Source organism: Frondihabitans sp. GW821-FHT04F02 (assembly GCF_059420045.1).
This window is the reverse complement of sequence record NZ_JBWKSZ010000006.1, coordinates 166,529-184,205: the sequence shown is the minus strand read 5'-3', so window position 1 is coordinate 184,205 and position 17,677 is coordinate 166,529. Positions and strand designations below refer to the sequence as shown.

At 72.0% G+C, this 17,677-nt stretch carries 20 protein-coding genes; 7 read left to right on the top strand and 13 right to left on the bottom strand.

Features of this window, described 5'->3' with window-relative positions; all coding sequences use genetic code 11:
- Positions 1–124: 124 nt before the first annotated feature.
- A complete protein-coding gene (gene ald, locus AC07TY_RS16510) occupies positions 125–1,231 on the bottom strand; it encodes an alanine dehydrogenase (protein ID WP_494786039.1) in 1,107 nt (368 codons plus the stop codon).
- Positions 1,232–1,333: 102 nt separating this feature from the next.
- Between ald and AC07TY_RS16505 the strand changes: the two genes are divergently transcribed.
- On the top strand, positions 1,334–1,828 hold the full coding sequence (locus AC07TY_RS16505; protein ID WP_123505868.1) for an Lrp/AsnC family transcriptional regulator: 495 nt from the start codon (positions 1,334–1,336) through the stop codon (positions 1,826–1,828).
- A 22-nt stretch (positions 1,829–1,850) separates the two neighbouring features.
- Here the strand turns inward: AC07TY_RS16505 and AC07TY_RS16500 are convergent, their stop codons facing one another.
- Positions 1,851–2,564, bottom strand: a complete 714-nt coding sequence (locus tag AC07TY_RS16500) for a GAF and ANTAR domain-containing protein (RefSeq protein ID WP_123505867.1) — start codon at positions 2,562–2,564, stop codon at positions 1,851–1,853.
- Entirely contained in the window at positions 2,561–3,268 is a 708-nt protein-coding gene (locus AC07TY_RS16495; protein ID WP_123505866.1) for a GAF and ANTAR domain-containing protein, read from the bottom strand. The genes AC07TY_RS16500 and AC07TY_RS16495 overlap by 4 nt, the downstream gene beginning before the upstream one ends.
- 136 nt (positions 3,269–3,404) lie before the next feature.
- Between AC07TY_RS16495 and AC07TY_RS16490 the strand changes: the two genes are divergently transcribed.
- Entirely contained in the window at positions 3,405–4,499 is a 1,095-nt protein-coding gene (locus tag AC07TY_RS16490; RefSeq protein WP_123505865.1) for a hypothetical protein, read from the top strand.
- Here the strand turns inward: AC07TY_RS16490 and AC07TY_RS16485 are convergent.
- From AC07TY_RS16485 to AC07TY_RS16470, 4 genes are read right to left on the bottom strand one after another with little or no spacing between them, the layout of a single operon-like run.
- Complete coding sequence (locus tag AC07TY_RS16485) at positions 4,496–6,262, bottom strand: alpha/beta hydrolase (protein ID WP_494786038.1); 1,767 nt, start codon at positions 6,260–6,262, stop codon at positions 4,496–4,498. The genes AC07TY_RS16490 and AC07TY_RS16485 overlap by 4 nt on opposite strands.
- Positions 6,223–7,215, bottom strand: a complete 993-nt coding sequence (locus AC07TY_RS16480) for an amino acid--[acyl-carrier-protein] ligase (protein WP_494786037.1) — start codon at positions 7,213–7,215, stop codon at positions 6,223–6,225. The genes AC07TY_RS16485 and AC07TY_RS16480 overlap by 40 nt, the downstream gene beginning before the upstream one ends.
- Positions 7,212–8,384: an acyl-CoA dehydrogenase family protein gene (locus tag AC07TY_RS16475; RefSeq protein WP_494786036.1), complete on the bottom strand. Its 1,173-nt coding sequence runs from the start codon at positions 8,382–8,384 to the stop codon at positions 7,212–7,214. The genes AC07TY_RS16480 and AC07TY_RS16475 overlap by 4 nt, the downstream gene beginning before the upstream one ends.
- Positions 8,381–9,037, bottom strand: a complete 657-nt coding sequence (locus tag AC07TY_RS16470; RefSeq protein WP_494786035.1) for an acyl carrier protein — start codon at positions 9,035–9,037, stop codon at positions 8,381–8,383. The genes AC07TY_RS16475 and AC07TY_RS16470 overlap by 4 nt, the downstream gene beginning before the upstream one ends.
- Before the next feature lie 284 nt (positions 9,038–9,321).
- Between AC07TY_RS16470 and AC07TY_RS16465 the strand changes: the two genes are divergently transcribed.
- Positions 9,322–10,050 carry an MBL fold metallo-hydrolase gene (locus tag AC07TY_RS16465; protein WP_494786034.1) on the top strand — a complete coding sequence of 243 codons (729 nt, stop codon included), beginning with the start codon at positions 9,322–9,324 and terminating at the stop codon, positions 10,048–10,050.
- Positions 10,051–10,136: 86 nt separating this feature from the next.
- Here the strand turns inward: AC07TY_RS16465 and AC07TY_RS16460 are convergent, their stop codons facing one another.
- On the bottom strand, positions 10,137–10,595 hold the full coding sequence (locus tag AC07TY_RS16460; protein ID WP_494786033.1) for a MarR family winged helix-turn-helix transcriptional regulator: 459 nt from the start codon (positions 10,593–10,595) through the stop codon (positions 10,137–10,139).
- Between the two features lie 36 nt (positions 10,596–10,631).
- Between AC07TY_RS16460 and AC07TY_RS16455 the strand changes: the two genes are divergently transcribed.
- Positions 10,632–11,273 (top strand): MBL fold metallo-hydrolase, encoded by a 642-nt coding sequence (locus AC07TY_RS16455; protein ID WP_494786032.1) that lies wholly within the window; start codon positions 10,632–10,634, stop codon positions 11,271–11,273.
- 107 nt (positions 11,274–11,380) lie between these two features.
- Here the strand turns inward: AC07TY_RS16455 and AC07TY_RS16450 are convergent, their stop codons facing one another.
- Genes AC07TY_RS16450 through AC07TY_RS16435 form a run of 4 tightly spaced genes read right to left on the bottom strand, consistent with a single transcriptional unit; the run spans position 11,381 to position 13,525 of the window.
- Positions 11,381–12,097: a gamma-glutamyl-gamma-aminobutyrate hydrolase family protein gene (locus AC07TY_RS16450; protein WP_494786031.1), complete on the bottom strand. Its 717-nt coding sequence runs from the start codon at positions 12,095–12,097 to the stop codon at positions 11,381–11,383.
- A complete protein-coding gene (locus tag AC07TY_RS16445; RefSeq protein WP_494786030.1) occupies positions 12,094–12,501 on the bottom strand; it encodes a HepT-like ribonuclease domain-containing protein in 408 nt (135 codons plus the stop codon). Before AC07TY_RS16445 ends, AC07TY_RS16450 begins: the two co-directional genes overlap by 4 nt.
- Positions 12,498–12,962 (bottom strand): helix-turn-helix domain-containing protein, encoded by a 465-nt coding sequence (locus tag AC07TY_RS16440; protein ID WP_123505856.1) that lies wholly within the window; start codon positions 12,960–12,962, stop codon positions 12,498–12,500. The genes AC07TY_RS16445 and AC07TY_RS16440 overlap by 4 nt, the downstream gene beginning before the upstream one ends.
- A gap of 41 nt (positions 12,963–13,003) precedes the next feature.
- The gene (locus AC07TY_RS16435; RefSeq protein WP_494786029.1) at positions 13,004–13,525 is read right to left on the bottom strand and encodes a PaaI family thioesterase; all 522 of its coding nucleotides are present in this window, start codon (positions 13,523–13,525) and stop codon (positions 13,004–13,006) included.
- Between the two features lie 164 nt (positions 13,526–13,689).
- On the opposite strand from AC07TY_RS16435, the gene AC07TY_RS16430 reads away from it, so the two are divergent.
- Genes AC07TY_RS16430 through AC07TY_RS16420 form a run of 3 tightly spaced genes read left to right on the top strand, consistent with a single transcriptional unit; the run spans position 13,690 to position 16,399 of the window.
- Positions 13,690–15,219: an AlkA N-terminal domain-containing protein gene (locus AC07TY_RS16430; RefSeq protein ID WP_494786028.1), complete on the top strand. Its 1,530-nt coding sequence runs from the start codon at positions 13,690–13,692 to the stop codon at positions 15,217–15,219.
- Positions 15,216–15,728, top strand: a complete 513-nt coding sequence (locus AC07TY_RS16425) for a methylated-DNA--[protein]-cysteine S-methyltransferase (protein WP_494786027.1) — start codon at positions 15,216–15,218, stop codon at positions 15,726–15,728. The genes AC07TY_RS16430 and AC07TY_RS16425 overlap by 4 nt, the downstream gene beginning before the upstream one ends.
- Before the next feature lie 35 nt (positions 15,729–15,763).
- Positions 15,764–16,399, top strand: a complete 636-nt coding sequence (locus tag AC07TY_RS16420; protein ID WP_494786026.1) for a DnaJ family domain-containing protein — start codon at positions 15,764–15,766, stop codon at positions 16,397–16,399.
- A gap of 58 nt (positions 16,400–16,457) precedes the next feature.
- On the opposite strand, the gene AC07TY_RS16415 is transcribed toward AC07TY_RS16420, so the two are convergent.
- Positions 16,458–17,654 (bottom strand): AI-2E family transporter, encoded by a 1,197-nt coding sequence (locus tag AC07TY_RS16415; protein WP_494786025.1) that lies wholly within the window; start codon positions 17,652–17,654, stop codon positions 16,458–16,460.
- Positions 17,655–17,677: the final 23 nt, after the last annotated feature.

The following is a 17,677-nucleotide window of genomic DNA, read 5'->3' as shown; positions in this document are numbered from 1 at the left end:
GTTTGCCCGATGTCATGTATTCGCGACCCTCCCCGGGAGGGTTTGGTCCGGGTGCCCTCCGTTACCCGTTCGTGACCCATGACGATCTCTCAGCGCGTTGAGCACCCCTGATCAGGCCCAGGAACTAGGCGATTCCGCCCGCCAGCTCCAGCCCGAGCGCGCTGGCCACGCCGGCGTTCCACACCGCCCCCTGGCGGATGTTCAGCCCCTTCGCGAGCGCGGCGTCGGCGGCCACGGCCCCCTCGAACCCCTTGTCGGCGAGAGCCGTGACGTAGGGGAGCGTCGCGTTGGTGAGAGCGCGGGTCGACGACTCGGGCACCGCGCCCGGCATGTTGGCGACGCAGTAGTAGACGGCGTCGTGCACCGGGAACGTCGGGGCGTCGTGCGTCGTCGGGTGAGACCCCTCGAAGCAGCCGCCCTGATCGATGGCGATGTCGACGAGCACGGCTCCGGGCTTCATCGTCGCCACCATGTCGTCGGTGACGAGCTTGGGAGCAGCGGCACCGGGGATGAGGACTGACCCGATCACGAGGTCGGCCTCGCGGAGCTGCTCGGCGATCGCGAACGGCGTCGAGTGCCGGGTCTGGATCCGGCCGCCGAACTGCACCTCGAGGGCGCGCAGGCGCGGGAGGGAGACGTCGATGACGGTCACGTCGGCTCCCATGCCGAGCGCGTTGGCGGCTGCGTGCTCGCCGGCGACGCCGCCGCCGATGACGACCACCTTCGCCTTCGGGGTGCCGGGCACGCCGCCGAGGAGGGTGCCGCGCCCCCCGGCCGACCTCATCAGGGCGTAGGAGCCGACGGTGATCGACAGGCGGCCGGCGACCTCGCTCATGGGGGAGAGGAGGGGGAGGCTGCGGTCGGGCATCTGGACGGTCTCGTAGGCGATGGCCGTCGTTCCTGCGCCGATGAGGGCTTCGGTGAGGGGGCGGTCGGCAGCGAGGTGCAGGTACGTGAAGAGCACGAGGTCGGGGCGGAGGAGGCCGTACTCGGCGGCGATGGGCTCCTTCACCTTCAGCAGGAGCTCGGCGGTGCCCCAGACCTCGGCGGCGGTCGAGAGGATCGTCGCGCCCGCTGCGGCGTAGTCGGCGTCGGCGATGCGGGATCCGGTGCCCGCCCCGGCCTGCACGACGACGTCATGCCCGCGGCGGGTGAGAGCGTCGACCCCGGCGGGGGTGATGGCGACGCGGTTCTCGTTGTTCTTGATCTCGGTCGGGATTCCTACTCGCATGATTCGAGTCTGATGATTCGTCGTTACGATTGGGTTTCGCGCGACGATCCGTCGAGAAAATGGCGTTGCGCGCCCGAATAATCACAATCGAGGAGTCCTGACGTGCCCGAATCGAAGGATCTTCGGCCTATCGACGAGATCGACGACCTCGACCGGCGAATCCTCGAGACCATCACGACCGACGCACGGCTGTCGAACACCGACATCGCGGCTGCCGTCGGGGTCGCCCCGTCTACCGTCCACGGCCGGCTGCGGAGCCTCGTCGAGCGCGGCGTCATCACCGACTTCATGACGAGCGTCAACCAGCGCGCCCTCGGTTTGCCGCTGCAGGCGATCGTCGGCGTCACTCTCCGGCCGGGTGCGCGGCAGGCCAGCATCGTGGCGTTCTCGGAGGAGGTACGACGCCTGCCCCAGGTGCTGCAGGTGTTCTTCCTCGGCGGGGTCGACGACTTCATCATCCACATCGCGGTCGAAGACAGCTCGGCGGTGCGCACCTTCGTCGTGGAGCACCTGTCGGCCCAGCCGAGTGTCGCGTCGACCCGCACGAGCATCGTCTTCGACTACCACCGGAACGCCGTGGCGGCGTCGTTCCAGTAGCAGCAGGAGCCCCGGCGGGGCTTCAGAGCGTCACGCGTCTGCGCACTACGTCCTCCGCCAGCACCGACAGAAGCTGCCCGTGACTGCGCGCATACGAGCGCAGACGCGCGAACGCCTCGTCGGTCGAGATGCCGTGCACCTGTGACAGGACGCCCTTGGCCTGCTCGATGACGACGCGCGTCTGCAGGGCCCGCTGGAGCTGCTCGCGCACGACCAGGCTCTCGCGAAGGCTGCGCTCGTGGAGCACGCCGATGGTCGCCACGTCGGCCAGCGCCTGGGCCGCCCGCACGTCGTCGGCCTCCAGGCTCCCCGCCTCGGAGCGCAGCAGGTTCAAGGCGCCGATCGTGACGTCCCGGAGCCGCAGGGGGATGGCGTGGACGGCGGTGAACCCGCCGGCGAGGGCGTCGGCCGCGAACAGCTGCCACTCCGGCTTGACGTCGTGGACGTCGGGAACGGCGATCACCTGCCCCGTCATGAAGGACTCGAAGCACGGCCCGGCCTCGCCGTTGACCTGCATGAGCTCGACGACGCGACTCGCCTCGCTCGTGGAGGCGATGACCTCCAGGATCCCGGCTTCGTCGACCAGGAGGATCCCCGCCGCGTCGGCGTCGAACAGGTCGACGCACGAGTCGACCAGCGTCTGCAGCAGCTCGACGATGTCGTAGTCGTCGACGAGGGTGTCGGCGAGGGTCGTGAACACGTCGACGAGGCGCGCCTCGCGGGTGACGTCGGTCATGGGTGGTCCTCGATTCCGTCGGCGCTGGTGCTGAACGAGAGCCGCCCGCCCAGGATGTCGTCGGCGACCTCGCCGACCGAGCGGGCCGACGCGAACGCGTGGGCCTGGATGATCAGCTGGGCGTCCTCGGGCGAGGTGCCGAGCTGCGCGAGCACGACCCCCGTGGCCTGGTGGACGAGTCGGCGCGAGTGCGGCGCCAGGTCGACCTGCCCGTCGTCGGATGCCCGCTCGAGAGCGCGACGGAGAACCGAGCGGCCGACGACGCCCGACATGGCGCCGGCCTGCCGCTGCTCGGCCGCGTTCAGAGATCGGGGATCGCCCGAATAGAGGTCGACGGCACCGAGCCTCAGCGGCCCCACGTGCAGCGGGAAGGCGAAGAGCGCGCCCACGTCGTCGTGCTGGATGGCACGGGAGAACGCGGGCCAGTGGCCGTGGACCGACTCCCGCACGTCGGGCTCGATCACCGGACGGCCCGTCGCGAGGGCGTCCCAGCAGGGCCCCTCGCCGAGGTCGAACTGCAGCTCGTCGAGGCGGAGCGCCAGAGGATCGCTGGCGGCGACCGTCTCGCTGCCGAGCGGCGGGCCGAGGGAGGCCACCGAGGCGCCGGTGACGCGGAGCACGTCGATGAAGGGCTGGCAGAGGGCCGCTTCATCGTCGCCGGCCTCCGCCAGAGCGTCGAGGGCGGCGTCGAACGCGTCGTGCATGACCAGCCGCCCATCTCGAGTTCCTGCACCCCACCCTAGCCACGGTGCGGGACACGCCGATGCTTCCCGAAGAGGGGTATTGGGCGAAGCGCCGCAATTCTGGTTGGCTGTCATCAACCGATCAGGGGGATTCACCGTGGAGATCCACGAGCTCACTCGCCAGCAGGCGGAGCTCTGGCGCGCGTTCGTCGAGCAGCGGCACGAGCCTCGCCTGGTCGAGCTCAGCCACTGGATCCGTGAGACCGGCGGCCCGATCGACCTCCTCGACGGCTCGCTCGAGAGCCTCGTCGAGCTGTGGGAGTGGTTCATCGACTTCGTGGACGCCGATCTTCCGGGCGTCGACTCGCGCGTCCGCTACTCGCTGGGCTGGGCGTTCGGCTGGCCCGGCGGCAACCACGGCGCCACGTACTACGCGACGGAGGCCCTCGGCAGCTACGTCTTCGAGGTGCTGCGTCGACTCGACCCGGCCACTGCGTGGACGGTCAACGTCCCCGTGGGTCGCACCAGGTGGGTCGACTCCGACCAGCACCGCACCGGCATCGCGTTCCGAGGCTCGTGGGTGTCGATCGACCCGCGCATCGCCAACGTCGCGAGCCGGCTGTTCGACCACGGCACCGCCGCCGCCGACTACGACGACATGGGCAGCGAGGCGTCGCGCCCGGAGCGGCTGCGCGACCTGGTGGCGAACCTCTTCCATCTCGTCGATGCGCCGACCGTGCGAGGGGCGTCGATCCTGACCCCGCTCGCCTCCGAGCCCGTGCTGCTCGTTCCGGTGCCGATGTACAAGCAGCCCCCGCCACCGCCCGCCGAGCCGGAGCCTGCGCCCGTGCTGGTGTCGGTCGCCGAGGCGCAGGCGATCCTGAACCCCGACGAGTCGGCGTCGGTCGTCGGCGAGCCAATGATCCTGCTGTCGCGGCGGGGCGACGCCGAGCACCTCGAGGCGGCGCCGGCGCTGTCGGAGCGCCGGGTGTTCCGGGTCCTGCAGTCGCTGGGGGTCGAGACCGTGAGCGGCGAGCCGCTGTCGGCCGAGATGCTGCGCGACCCCGAGGTCGAGCACCTCCGGCTGCTGCGCGGCGCCGTGACGGTCGAGACCTGGGTGACCGGGCACCGCCTGCGCGCGCTGCAGCTCGAGCCGTCGGGCGCCGGGCCGGCCGAGTGGGACGCCGTCGAGCACGCGTTCTCGGAGGCTGCGCCGCGTCTGCGGGCGGTGTTCCGGCCCGAGGCCGACTAGCCCCGTTCCGGTCGCAGCCGGCCAGCAGAGATCGGCGAGCCCGCCTCCGCGAGGCCGAACTCGCGCACCGCCAGCTCGACTGACAGGTCGAGGGCGGCGGAGCGGATGCCGGGGCTGTACAGCGCGTGGTCGCCCGACGCGCGCTCGACGACCGTGAGGGACCCGCGCGCCCGCGCCCCCGACCCCGACCGCGCGCGCGCCCCCGACCCCGACCCCGACCGGCGCAGCCGACGCTCGGCAGCGGGCCCGCCGTGATCGCGCCACACGGCTGCGTCTTCCGGCCCGAGCAGGACCACGACGTCGGTGCCCGCCGAGAGCGCGCGACGGAGGTTGGGCTCGGCGAACCGCAGCACGCCCCGCGACGCGAGAGCCGCCAGGAGGCCCGACGGCAAGTGCCGCTTCGCCCCTGCGACGAGGCGGTCGCGGAGGGCGGGGGCGAGTTCCTGCGCCCCGGATTCAGGTCGGTGCACGAGAGGCTCCTGCGGCACGACGCGGTGGTCGTTCAGAGCCAGCGCCGCCACGAAGCGCGCCGACTCGGGGCGCGAGACCAGGCCGATCCAGCCCCCGACGCACATGCCGATGACGCCGAGGCGCTCGCGGGGCAGGTCGAGGTAGTCGACGGCGGCCGCGTGGTCGTCGAGCCAGGCCTGCGTGAACAGCATGCTCGGCTCGTGGGCGTCGACCGGCGTCGACTCGCCCGTGCCCCGGCGGTCGAAGCGGAGCGAGCGGATGCCGCGCATGGCGAGCCGGCGGGCGAGCTCGACCTGGTGGCGGGTGGCTCCGACGCGGTGCTCCGCCGAGCCGTTGTGCAGCACGACGGCGGGCGCCTCCCAGCTGCCGCTGCCGCTCCAGGCGTGCCGGGTGACGATGCCGAAGAGGTCGTGCGGGCCGAAGCGGACGAGCTCCTCGACGAGGTCGCCCACGACCGCAGTGGTGACGGGCGCAGGAACTCGCAGCACGCCGTCGCCCACCGCGAACGAGCGGCGCATCCAGTCGGTCACCACCGTCACGCTCGCGGCCGGGATCGAGGCGAGGATGCTCGACATGTCGAGGGAGTCCTCGTGCCCGGGCACCTCGAGCACCGTCACGGCGTCCTTCGCCGGCCGCAGCGCCTTCGGCAGCGTCGGCCCGGCGCTCGACCCGCGCACGGCCACCAGCACGGGCATGCGCTCGGCGAGAGACGCGTCGTAGTCGAGCGCGGCGATCCGGTCGGCGAATTCTCGCGTGAACTCGGCGCCGGCCACCTCGACGACGCCCTCGGGCGCCTCCTCGGCGACGTCGCCGACCTCGATCGCGTAGAGCGCGCTCTGGCGGCGGAGCCAGGCCCTGCCCGACCCGGCAGGGTCCCACAGCACGAGACCTGCGGCCCGGGCGTCGTCGGCGGCGTGCCGGGAGGCGACGAGCGCCCCGCTGCCGAGGCCGAGGTAGACGATGCGGTCGGCTCCGGCGAGGCGCAGCTCGGCCGCCGCCAGGCGGGCGCCCGTGTCGAGCGAGGGCTCGGCCATCGAGTCGCCGAAGCCGGCGTGGTCGAAGCGGATCGCGGCGAATCCCGCCGTCGCGAGCCGGTCGGCCAGGTGGCGCAGCGTGCGGTACGCGACGGAGTGCTCGTAGCCGAGCGGCGGGCAGATGACGACGCCGGTCGCCCCGCCGATCGTGGGCAGGTGCAGTGTCGCCAGGACGGCACCGTCGCCCAGCCAGGTGTCGACGGTGCGCTGCTCGGCGCTCATGCGAGCGAGAGCGAGGAGCGGACGGCGGGCGACCACGACGCGACGTCGGTGCCGTGGGTGCGGACCAGCGCGAGCGCGATCCGCTCGAGGCCCCAGCCGAGGCACGAGCTGGCGGCGGGCGATCCGTCGACGGTCTGGATGCCGAAGGTCGCGCCGAAGTGGTCGCCGTGGTTGTTGGCCGACGCGATCGCGGTGCCCTCGTCGAGGTCGCCGTAGATCGGCACCACGACCTCCAGCTTCGCCTCGTCGGCGAGCTGGTTGCGGGCCAGCATGCGTCCGGTGCGGCCGAAGAACGGGTCGTTCGCCGCGACGACGCGGGCGTCGAGACCCAGGTCGATCAGGCCGGCGAGCTGCCGCTCGTTCTGCGCGTTGCGGAACTCCCTGGCGTCGGCCTCGAGCCCGACGTGCACGAACTCCTGCTGCCGGAAGGCCTGCAGGCGCATCGGGTCGATCGAGGGCTCGTGCCGGAAGCAGAAGCCGCTCAGGTCGAAGGTGCGCCCGCCTGCCGGTAGGGTTCCGCGCAGGCGCTCGTACAGGGGATGGCAGACGGCAGGAACGAGCATGGTCTCCGCCGGGCTCAGCCACGCGCTCCAGTCCTCGCCGTTCGCCCGCGCGCTCACCAGCCGGCGGTGGTCGGCCTCGGTGCCGGTGAAGCCGTTGACGGCGCCGGTCAGGTGGGGGAACGACACGATGTAGTCGGTGTTCTCGAACTCGGGCCGCGGGAAGACGGGGGCGAAGCGCATGCGCTCGGCGTTCAGATCCGCGAGCGAGCGGGTGACGGAGCGGCTGATGCCGTCGACGATGTCTTCGAACAGGCCGGAGCGGCCGTAGAGGCCGAGCTCGCCGGCGTCGATCAGCAGGCCGGAGGCCAGGAGCTCATCACGGAACTCGGAGCGGGCGGCCTCGAGGTCGGAGTCCGGGGCTGTCGCAGCCGGGGCGGTCGTCGCTGGGCTCGTCACCGCTGCGGTCGTCATCGTCGGGTTCGTCATCGTCGGGCTTTCCGTCGCTGGAGCAGCGAGAGCTGCGCGTTGTTCGCGAGGATGCGGTCGTTGTTGACCATGACCGCGGTGCCGTACGAGTCGCGGAGCAGGCGGCCGAGGCTCAGGTCGGAGTCCTGGCGGTAGCCGGCGATGCCGGCGACCAGCATGGCCTGGCCGACGATGTCGATGACCGAGTCGGACGCCGTGATCTTGAGAGAGTTGTGCGCGATCGTCCGCGGGATGCTCGTGAGGGCGGCGCGGTCGTCCGCGTCGTCGTCGAAGGCGCGGGTCGACGACTCGACCAGGCCGCCGAAGGCGGCGACCTTGCCGAGGAGCTCGGCCAGGCGCGTGGCGGCCGGAGGCAGGGTGCCGATGCTCTTGCGGGCGGAGCGTTGAACGGCGGTGGCCGCCTTCGCGGCGGCCGCGTCGGCGATGCCGAGCCAGACGGCGGCCCAGAGGAGGTGCGACACCGGGAGCATCGTCTCGGCCGAGATGGTGGCGAAGTCGTCGGGCACGATGTGCTCGCGGTCGACGGTGGCCTCGAGCTGGAAGCCCGGGCTGCAGGTGCCGCGGAAGCCGAGGGTGTCCCACTCGCCGAGCTGCGTGAGGCGTGTCGTCGCCCGGGGGCAGATGACGAGCACCTGGTCGGACGGCGCGCTCTCGAGCGAGGCGCGGGCCGTGGTCAGGATGACGTCGGCGAAGGCGCCGTACGAGATGACCGGCGCGGTCTTCCGGAGCACGATGGTGCCGTTCGGCTGCTCGTCGATGGCGCAGCCGCTGGTGCGGGTGCTGCCGCCGATGCCGGCCTCGGTCGTGGCAGACGCAATCAGCGTGCCGTCCATCACGAGGCGGCGGAGCGTGCGGATGACGGTCGTCGAGCCGTGGGTGTGGCGGGTGAGGCAGAGCACCTGGATCTGGTGCATGACGAAGATCATGCCGGTCGCGCTGCACGACTCTGCGAGGATCCTGGCGACTTCGGAGAGGTCGTGGAGGGTGGCGTTCTCGCCGCCCAGGGCCGAGGGGACCGCCGCGGCCAGCAGGCCGTTCGAGCGGAGCGCGTCGACGGCCTCGCGCGGGAAGCGGGCGCGGGCGTCGACGTCGTGCACGTGGCGGGCGGCGATCTCCGCCACCTGGCGGGCGCGGTCGGCGAGGAGGCCGCGAGAGGTCGTGAGGTTCATGCGTCGACGCCCAGGGCGCTGGCCGCGGCCTCGAGGGAGTCGATCGACGAGAAGGTGGCGCGGCTCAGGAGCTCGTCGGGGAACTCGAGGTCGAGCTCCTCCTCGAGCGCGAGCATCACGTTCACCGTCGCGTGCGACGAGAGGCCGGCCTGGTAGAGGTCGTCGCCGTCGGCGAGCTCGGCGACGGGCGTGACGAGGTGGCCGTGCTGGTCGAGCACGGTGCGGATCGTTGCCTTCATGTCGAAGGGGTCCTTTCGGGTAAGCAGCGCGAACGCGGTGGCCTGGGCGACACCGTGATCGTGGGTGAGGGTGATGGCGATGCTGTGGATCCCGCTGCCCGTGGCCTCGAGACGGGCGAGGCCGTGAAGCCGCACCCGTGGCGCTCCCGACGGAGCGTTCGCGATCTCGACGTCGCGATACGGAAGACCCTGATCGCGGCTCGGCCGCAGCACTTTCACGACCGCCTCCTTGCCGGCGAACCGCGCCGCGAGCCGTTCGACGTCGCCCTGGGTCTGGTCGAGCTCGATCGGCGTGAAGACGCGGTTCAGGTAGGAGGCGCCGAAGCGCGTGACGGAGTCGCGGACATCCGCGACGGTCACGAGATCGGTGCCGACGCGGGGCCGCGGCATTCGGGTGCCGGTGAGCTCTCGCACAGGGGTGTTCCAAGGATCGGGTAGGGGGCCTGGAGGTGTCGGGGAACGTCACCAGGCGGTTCGGGTAGGCGGGGCCGATTGGGTCGATCGGCTGATCCAGTCGCCACGATAGGGCGCCTGAACGGGGGTCGACCAGAGCCTCCGGCAAAGACACCTCACTACTGGGGACAGACAACTCAGTCTGTCCGTCGGTCTGCCGACGCCGGAGCTCCCGCGGATCGACCTCCCTGGTGCCGCCTCTACGCTTGATCTACTCCCCCGTACCGCCCTAGGAAGAGCTCTTCGTGTCTGCACCCACCTTCCGCTCCGTCGACCGAGTCGCCCCGGGTGTCCACTTCATCGAAGGCCCGGCGTCGAACTGGGTGGTCCTCGTCGGCGACTCCGAGGTGGCGCTGATCGACGCCGGCTACCCGGGTGACCTGCCGCTCGTCGAGCAGTCGTTGCGAGAGGCGGCGCCCGGCCTGCCCCTGACGGCGATCGCCGTCACCCACGGGCACTCCGACCACATCGGCTCGATCCGCGCCCTCCTCGGCACCTACCCCGACGCGCGGGTCTACACGGGCGAGGCGGAGCTGCCCAACGTGCGCCGCGTCGAGATCCATCAGGTCACGGTCCGCGACATCGTGCCCCATCTCGCCAAGCCCCGCTTCGTGCGCTGGATGGTCCACGCCCTGCGAGCCGGCGGGCTGGGCGACGTCGCCGTGCGGAGCGTCGAGGCGGCGCCGACCGAGCTGGCCCTCGCCGGGCACGCTGTCCGCGCCGTCCCGTCGATCGGCCACACCCCGGGCCACACGCTGTACGAGCTCGTCGACGCCCGTGCCGTGGCGACCGGCGACGCCCTCGTCACCGGCCACGCGGTCTCGCGCCGCGTAGGCCCCCAGTCTCTGCACCCCATGTTCCACTCCGACGTGCGCGCCGCCTCGCAGCTCGCCGCCGAGCTCGCCGGCCGCTACGCCGACTGGACGCTGCTGCCGGGGCACGGCGCGCTCCGCCGCCGCGGCACGTCCTCGTAATTTCAAGGAGATCTGGTCTGCCGCACCGAACGTGGGGCGGATCCCGGGCATCTTCGGCGGCCGATCTCCTTGAATTTGCAGACGGGTCAGGCGAGCTCAGCCGACAGGGCGTCGAGCAGGGCGGGGAGGCGCGCGAGGAGCGCGAGGTCGTCGCCGGCGAGTGCCCGCATCGCGGCGTCCCGCAGCACGACGGAGCGGGTCTCGCGTGACTCGGTGACCACGGCGGTTCCTGCGCCCGTGAGCGAGATCAGCACGCCGCGCGCGTCGGCCGGGTCGGGGTCGCGGGCGACGAGCCCCCGGTTCTCGAGGTCGGCGACGATGGAGCTCATGCTCTGGTGCCGCACGGCCCGGCGGCGGGCCAGGTGCGCGATGCTCTGCGCGCCGTCGCGCATTAGGAAGCCGAGGGTCTCGATCTGGCCGTCGGACTCGTCGGTGGTCCGGTCGCGGACGGCTCGGACTATCGTTCCCACCGAGCGGCGGAGGTTGTCGGCGTCTTCGAGGGTGAAGGGGCTGTCGCCTTCGGGGCGGCTGGCGGCGCTGCTCATGGCGCAACTATACAGTCAACCTGTATAGTTCGGTGCATGGAACTCACCAAGCACACGCACGCCACGGTCGTCCTCTCGAAAGGCGAGGGCGACCTCGTCATCGACCCGGGCAGCTATACCCCGAACGCTGCGGAGCTCGTCTCGGGTGCCGCCGCCGTGCTCATCACGCACGACCACCCCGACCACTTCGACGCCGGCATCCTGAGCGCCGCGCTCGACGTGCAGCCCGAGCTCACCGTCTACGGCCCCGAGTCGGTCACCTCAGCGCTGGGCGGCCACGACGGCCGCGTCGTCATCGTCTCGAAGGGCGACTCGTTCACCGAGGCCGGCTTCGACATCGCGGTGTTCGGCGAGCACCACGCGTCGATCCACAGCGACATGCCGCTCATGCAGAACGTCGGGTACCTCGTCGACTCGGCCGTCTTCCACCCCGGCGACGCCTACCTCGAGCCCGGCGTGCCGGTCGAGTCGCTCCTGCTCCCCACCAGTGGGCCCTGGGTCACCACGCAGGGCGCCGTCGACTACGTGCGCGCCGTGAAGCCGACCCGCACCGTGCAGATCCACGACCTCATGCTCAGCGAGGCCGGCCGCGGCTCGATGAACCAGTGGCTCGGCGAGAGCGGGCTCACCGGCACGCCGATGATGTCGCCCGCGATCGGCGAGACCCTCACCCTCTGACCCGCTCCCGAAATTCAAGGAGATTCTCGCTCCGGCGCCGCCCCGATCGGCATGCGCCCGTCGCCGCGACCGAGAATCTCCTTGAATTTCTGAGGGCGCAGGAACTCCTAGCGGCGCACAGCCCGAAGTGCCGCCGCCAGGAGGTCGTCGAGCACGCTCCCGGTCGAGCCCGCGTCTTCGGGATGCCACTGCACCGCCCACACCGGCGCCGACTCGTGCTCGACGGCCTCCGCCGTGCCGTCGGGCGCGCGGGCGACCACCCGCAGGCCGGTGCCGGGAGTGGCGACCGCCTGATGGTGCGAGCTCTGCACCTGGAGCGCCGTGGCGCCGACGATCCGGGCCAGGTCGCTGGTGGGCTCGATGGCGACGGCGTGCGAGAGCATGGGCGCGTCGGCCGGCCCTGAGGCGACGTGGCCGCCGTCGTGCAGGTGCTGCACGAGGTCGCCGCCGAGGGCGACGTTGACGACCTGCATGCCGCGGCAGATGCCGACGACCGGGGTCCCGGCCGCGACGGCGTCGCGCACCAGCGCCGTCTGCGCGCGGTCGGCGTCGGCGAACACCTCGTCGCGACCGGGATAGTCGGCCGGGCCTCCGTACAGGGCCGGGTCGACGTCTTCACCCCCGGTGAGGAGGACCGCGTCGGCGACGTCGAGCTCGGCGGCCAGATCGGCGGAGTCGGCGGCGACGCGGTGCACGGCGAAGCCGGCCCGCGTTCCTGCACTCGCAATGCTCGCGGTGAGCTCGCGGAGGGTGGCGCCGTAGACCGGATCGGCCCTCTCGCGGTCGCTGACGTCGACGAGGAGCAGGCGGGGTCGTGCGGTCATCCGTCGATCTTGGCAGACGGCTCGGCTTCATCGACGAGGGCGCGGATCGCGTCGGGGAGGTCGCGCACCATGACCGCCCAGACGATGGCCGTGTCGGCAGCGCGGTAGTTGTGCGCCAGGACGTTGCGCGTCGCGGCGATCGCGCTGAGCGGCAGCCCGACGGGAAGCCGGTCGAGCCGCTCCCTCGGCATGCGGCTGCCGACCAGGTCGTGGAAGTGGATGATCACGGCCTCAGAGGCCCGGAACGTCAGGCTGTGCACGGCGTCGAACTCGTCGCGGCCGCGCGCGACGATCGCCTCGCACTCGCCCAGGAGGCCGCGCAGGGCGGCCTCGATCGCGGGCCAGCGGTCGACCCCGGGACCGTCGCGGGGAACACGGGGTCGCGGGGTGAACGAGTCGCTCACAGCCGCTCGGCGCGCTCTCGCACGTGCCGCAGGAAGGTCGCCTCGGCCTGCGAGTCCGTCAGGACGTCGGCGTGGAACCCCGTGAGGCTCTCGACCGCGGCCCCGAACGCGCCCAGGTCGAAGAGGGTGGTCGCCGCCGTCGTGCGGACCAGCAGGTCTATGTCGCTGTCTTCGGTGTCGGTGCCGTCGAGCACAGAGCCGAAGACGCGGACGTCGGCGAGCCCGTGGGCGGCAGCAGCGGACCGGACGTCGTCGGCGAGGACGTGGAGCGCGACGCTCGGGCGGAGACGGGCCGCGCGCAGGATCTTCGCGAGCGTCTCCGGGCGGGGCCGTTTCGAGCCCGATTCGTAGGCCGAGATCGTGGGCTGCTGGATGCCCGCGGAGGCGGCCAGCTCGGATTGCGACTGGCCGATGTCTTCGCGGGCACGCCGGATCAGCAGTGCGGCATTCGGAGGCGTCACGCGGTTCTCGCTTTTCGTATAGATGTCGTCTATACGAAAATCTACACGCTGAAGACCAGCAGGGTGCCGGTGGCGGTGGCGATCAGCTTGCCGTCGGAGTCGCGCACCTCGCCCTCGGCGAAGGCGGCGCGGGTGCCCGGCTTCGTGACGCGGGCGGTGACCGTCACCTGGCCTGAGTCGGCGAACAGCGGACGCAGGTAGCTCACCTTGATCTCGAGCGAGGTGTAGCCGGTGCCGGCCGGAAGCGTCGACTGGGCGGCGCAGCCGAGGGCTGAGTCGAGCATCGTGCACACGTAGCCGCCGTGGACGGTTCCGATCGGGTTGTAGTGCGATTCGTCGGGCGCGCAGCGGAACTCCACCGAGCCCTCGTCGGCCGCGGCCAGCGTCGCATTGAACCCCGACAGGATCGGCGGCGGGGGCAGCTCGCCGCTGATGATCGCGAGCAGGAAGTCGAGGCCGGTCATGGTCTTGGCGGCCTCGGCCGTGATGGCCGGGTCGTGCCACTCGAGGGTCTTCGTGCGGGCGGGGTCGCTCCCGTGGGCCGGGGCGGTGCTGTCGGTCATCGGACTCCTTCGTCGTTCGCGAGGCTAGTCTCGGCCCGCGATCGAGTCCACCGGCGGACGGCCGCGTCACGGTGTGCGACGCGTGCCGGAGGCACTCGCTGCCTTGGTACAGCCGTGTCGCATTCTCGCTAGTCGTCCCCGGCTCCGGGTGCGACGATGGAGGCATGAACCCGCAGCACGCAGCTCTCGACGACGCGGCCCGACGCGGAGCAGTCCGCAGCCGCGACGCGCGCTTCGACGGCTTCTTCTACACGGCGGTCCTGAGCACCGGCATCTACTGCCGGCCGAGCTGCCCGGCGCGCACGCCCAAAGACGAGAACATGGTCTTCCACCCGTCTGCGGCCTCGGCGCAGGCGGCCGGGTTCCGCGCCTGCAAGCGCTGCCGGCCGGACGCGGTGCCGGGCTCGCCCGAGTGGAACGTGCGCTCCGACACGGTGGCGAGGGCGATGCGGCTGATCGCGGACGGACTCATCGACCGGCAGGGAGTTCCTGCGCTCGCATCGACCCTGGGCTACAGCGTCAGGCAGGTGGAGCGGCTGCTGCTCGACGAGCTCGGCGCCGGCCCGCTCGCCCTCGCCCAGGCGCAGCGTGCGCAGTCGGCCCGGACCCTCCTCGAGTCGACCGACCTGCCGATGAGCGACATCGCCTTCGCCGCGGGGTTCTCGTCGATCCGGGCCTTCAACGACGTCGTGCGCGCCACCTACGCGTCGACCCCGAGCGAGCTCCGCGCCAGCGCGGGTCAGGAAGCCTCCGCACCGCGCTCGGGCGTCGTGTCGCTGCGCCTGTCGTTCCGTCAGCCGCTCGACCCGTCGAACCTCATCGGCCACCTCGTGGCGACCGGCGTGCCCGGCGTCGAGGAGTTCCGAGACGGCGCCTACCGCTCCACCCTCCGCCTCCCGCGCGGCTGGGGCATCGTGTCGATCCGGCGGCCCGTGGGCACGGCCTTCCCCGTGACCCTGCGACTCAGCGACGTCCGCGATCTGTCGGCGGCGGTCAGCCGCGTGCGCCGCCTGCTCGACCTCGACGCCGATCCCGAGGCGGTGATGGCCGCGCTCGCCGCCGACGAGCACCTCCGCCCGCTCGTCGAGCTCGCGCCCGGCCGCCGGGTGCCGCGCTACCTCGATCCCGAGGCGATGGCGCTCCGTGCCGTGCTGGGCCAGCAGGTCTCGACCGCCGCGGCCCGCACCCACGCGCAGCGCCTCGTCGCGCGGTTCGGCGAGCCGATCGACGACCCGGACGGCGGACTCACGCACCTGTTCCCGACCGCCGAGGCGCTCGTCTCCTCGACCGATCTCGAGGGCGCCCTGGGCATGCCGGAGTCGCGCAAGCGCACGTTCCGCGGAATGGCCACAGCGCTGGCCTCCGGCGCCGTCCGCCTCGACGCCGGAGCCGACTGGGCCGAGGCCCGAGCCTCGCTCGCGGCCCTCCCCGGCATCGGCCCCTGGACCATCGAGACCATCGCGATGCGCGCCCTGGGCGACCCCGACGCGTTCGTCGGGAGCGACCTCGGGGTGAAGAAGGCGGCGCAGGAACTCGGCCTCCCGTCGACCGGCCCCGCCCTCGAGGCCGCCTCGCGCGCGTGGTCCCCCTGGCGGGCCTACGTCGTGCAGTACCTCTGGGCCCTCAGCCCGCACGCCGTCAACTCCATCCCGACGCACGACGTCGTCCTCGACCCCTCGGAGAAGCTCGCATGACCACCACCTGGACCGAGATCGACTCCCCTATCGGAGCCCTCACGCTGATCGCGACCGACGACGCCCTCCGGGCCCTCTACATGGTCGACCACCGCCACGCCCCCTCCGTCGAGACCTACGGCGATCGGGTGGGGGCCGGCGACGGCGTCTTCGCGGCCGCGACCGAGCAGCTCGGCGAGTACTTCGACGGCGATCGACGCGAGTTCGACATGCCGACGGCCCCGGTCGGCACCGACTTCCAGCTCGCCGTCTGGCACCAGCTGCGGCAGATCCCGTACGGCCAGACCTGGACGTACGGGCGGATCGCCGAGCGCCTCGGCAACCCGAGGGCCGTGCGGGCGGTGGGCCTCGCCAACGGGCGCAACCCGCTGAGCATCGTCGTCCCGTGCCACCGCGTGATCGGCGCCAACGGGGCGATGACCGGGTTCGGCGGCGGGATCGAGCGCAAGGAGTACCTGCTCGGGCTCGAGAAGGCCGTGCCCGCAGCGCAGCCGGTGCTGTTCGCCTGAGGTGCGGACGCCCGACGCGGCGTAGCGTGAAGGGGATGGCCGACGACCAGCAGACTCCGCCCACCCGGCGCCCCACTCCGGTGCGCCGAGACGAGGTCGTGCGCGAGACCGCGAAGCGCGACCCCTCGCTCGCGGCGGCCCGCTACCGTCTGGAACGCGACACCCCCGAGCAGCGCCGCGCCCCGACCGCCGACGAGCTCCGCTCGATCGCGAAGACCGCTCTCGACCGTGCCATCGACGCCGGCGAGTTCGACAACTCGCCGCTCGCCGGCAAGCCGCTCCCCGGCCTCTCGTCGACCCACGATCCCGACTGGTGGATCAAGGCCAAGATCGAGCGCGAGGGCCTCTCGGGCGTGGCGCCCCCGGCGCTGTCGCTCCGCACCGAGAACGAGCAGCTCGACGGGCTCCTCGACACGATGGGCACCGAGGCGTCGGTGCGCGCGACGATCGCCGACTTCAACGCCCGGATCGTCGAGGCCCGCCGCCAGCTGACGGGCGGGCCGCCGGTGGTCACGCCGCTGCGGGAGCCCGACGCCGAAGTGCGACGGTGGCAGGAACGCCGGAGCCGCCGCCGCGCCGAAGCCGCAGCCGCGTCGGAGGCCGTCGCGGCGGCGCCACGGCCTTCGTGGCGCGAGCGGCGTCGTGCGGCACGGCGGGCGCGCGAGCAGTAGGCGTCGACGGGGCGGGGCCTGCGGCGGTGGTGGGGTCGCCGTTCCTGCGCCCCGCGGTCTATGCCCCGGCGTTCTTCGCCGGAGTGCCCTCGGTCTGCGGCACCACCTCGTCGGCGGCGTCCTCCTCGTCTCGCTGGGACGAGACGCCGTCTCGCCACTTGCCGCGCGCGACGTAGGTGACCATGACGTTGATGACGGCGATGGTCGGCACGGCGAACAGGGCGCCGGGGATGCCGGCGACGTACGAGCCTCCGGCCACGGCGAACACGACGGCCAGCGGGTGCACCTTGACGGCGTTGCCCATGACCAGCGGCTGCAGAACGTGCGCCTCGAGGAGGTGCACGAGGATCACGCCGCCGAGCATGATGAGCGCCTGGAGCGGGCCGATGAAGAGGAGGGCGATCACCACGGCGAAGGCGCCCGAGACGATGGCTCCGACGACCGGGATGAAGGAGGCGAGGAAGACCAGCACGCCGATCGGCACGGCTAGGGGCAGGCCGAGGAAGAACGCGAACAGCCCGACGCCGAGGCCGTCGACCGCAGCCACGAAGATCTGCACGCGGACGAACGTGGTGAGGGTGATCCAGCCGGAGTGGCCGGCACCGTCGACCGCGGCACGCGCGCGACGCGGGAAGAGGCGGGTGACCCAGCGCCACACGCCGTCGCCGTCGATCAGCATGAAGATGGTGGCGAAGATGGTCAGCAGGCCGTCGGCGACGAAGTGGCCGGCGCCCAGGCCGAACGCGGCGACGCCCGAGAGCAGGCTCTTCGAGCTGTCCTGGATGGCGCTGGTGGCGCTGTCGATGACCGAGTTGTAATCCTTGCTGGTGAGGTTGAAGGGCGGCCCGGCGAGGAAGTCCTTCACGACGTTGAAGCGCGAGACGGATTCCTTCTCGAGCGCCGGCAGACCGGCGCGCACCTGGAGCACCACGAGCAGGATCAGGCCGCCGAACACGACGATCGCCGCCAGCAGCGTCACCACGATGGCCAGCCACTTGGGCCAGCGGTGCGTCTCGAGGAGCTTGACCAGCGGCTGCAGCAGCGCCGAGATCAGGAGCGCGATCAGGAACGGCACCACGATCTCCTTGAGCTCGGAGATCAGGAGCCCCCCGACGGCCAGGCAGGCGATCAGGACGAGAATTCGCCATCCCCACGCGCCGGCGATTTTCATGCCTCGGCTGACGGTGTCGTCGGCGTGGAAGGTCGGGGTGGGAGTCGTGTCGGAGTCGTGCCGCGAGGAGCCGGGGAGTTTCATGAGCGAATTCTGCTCGTCTTTCT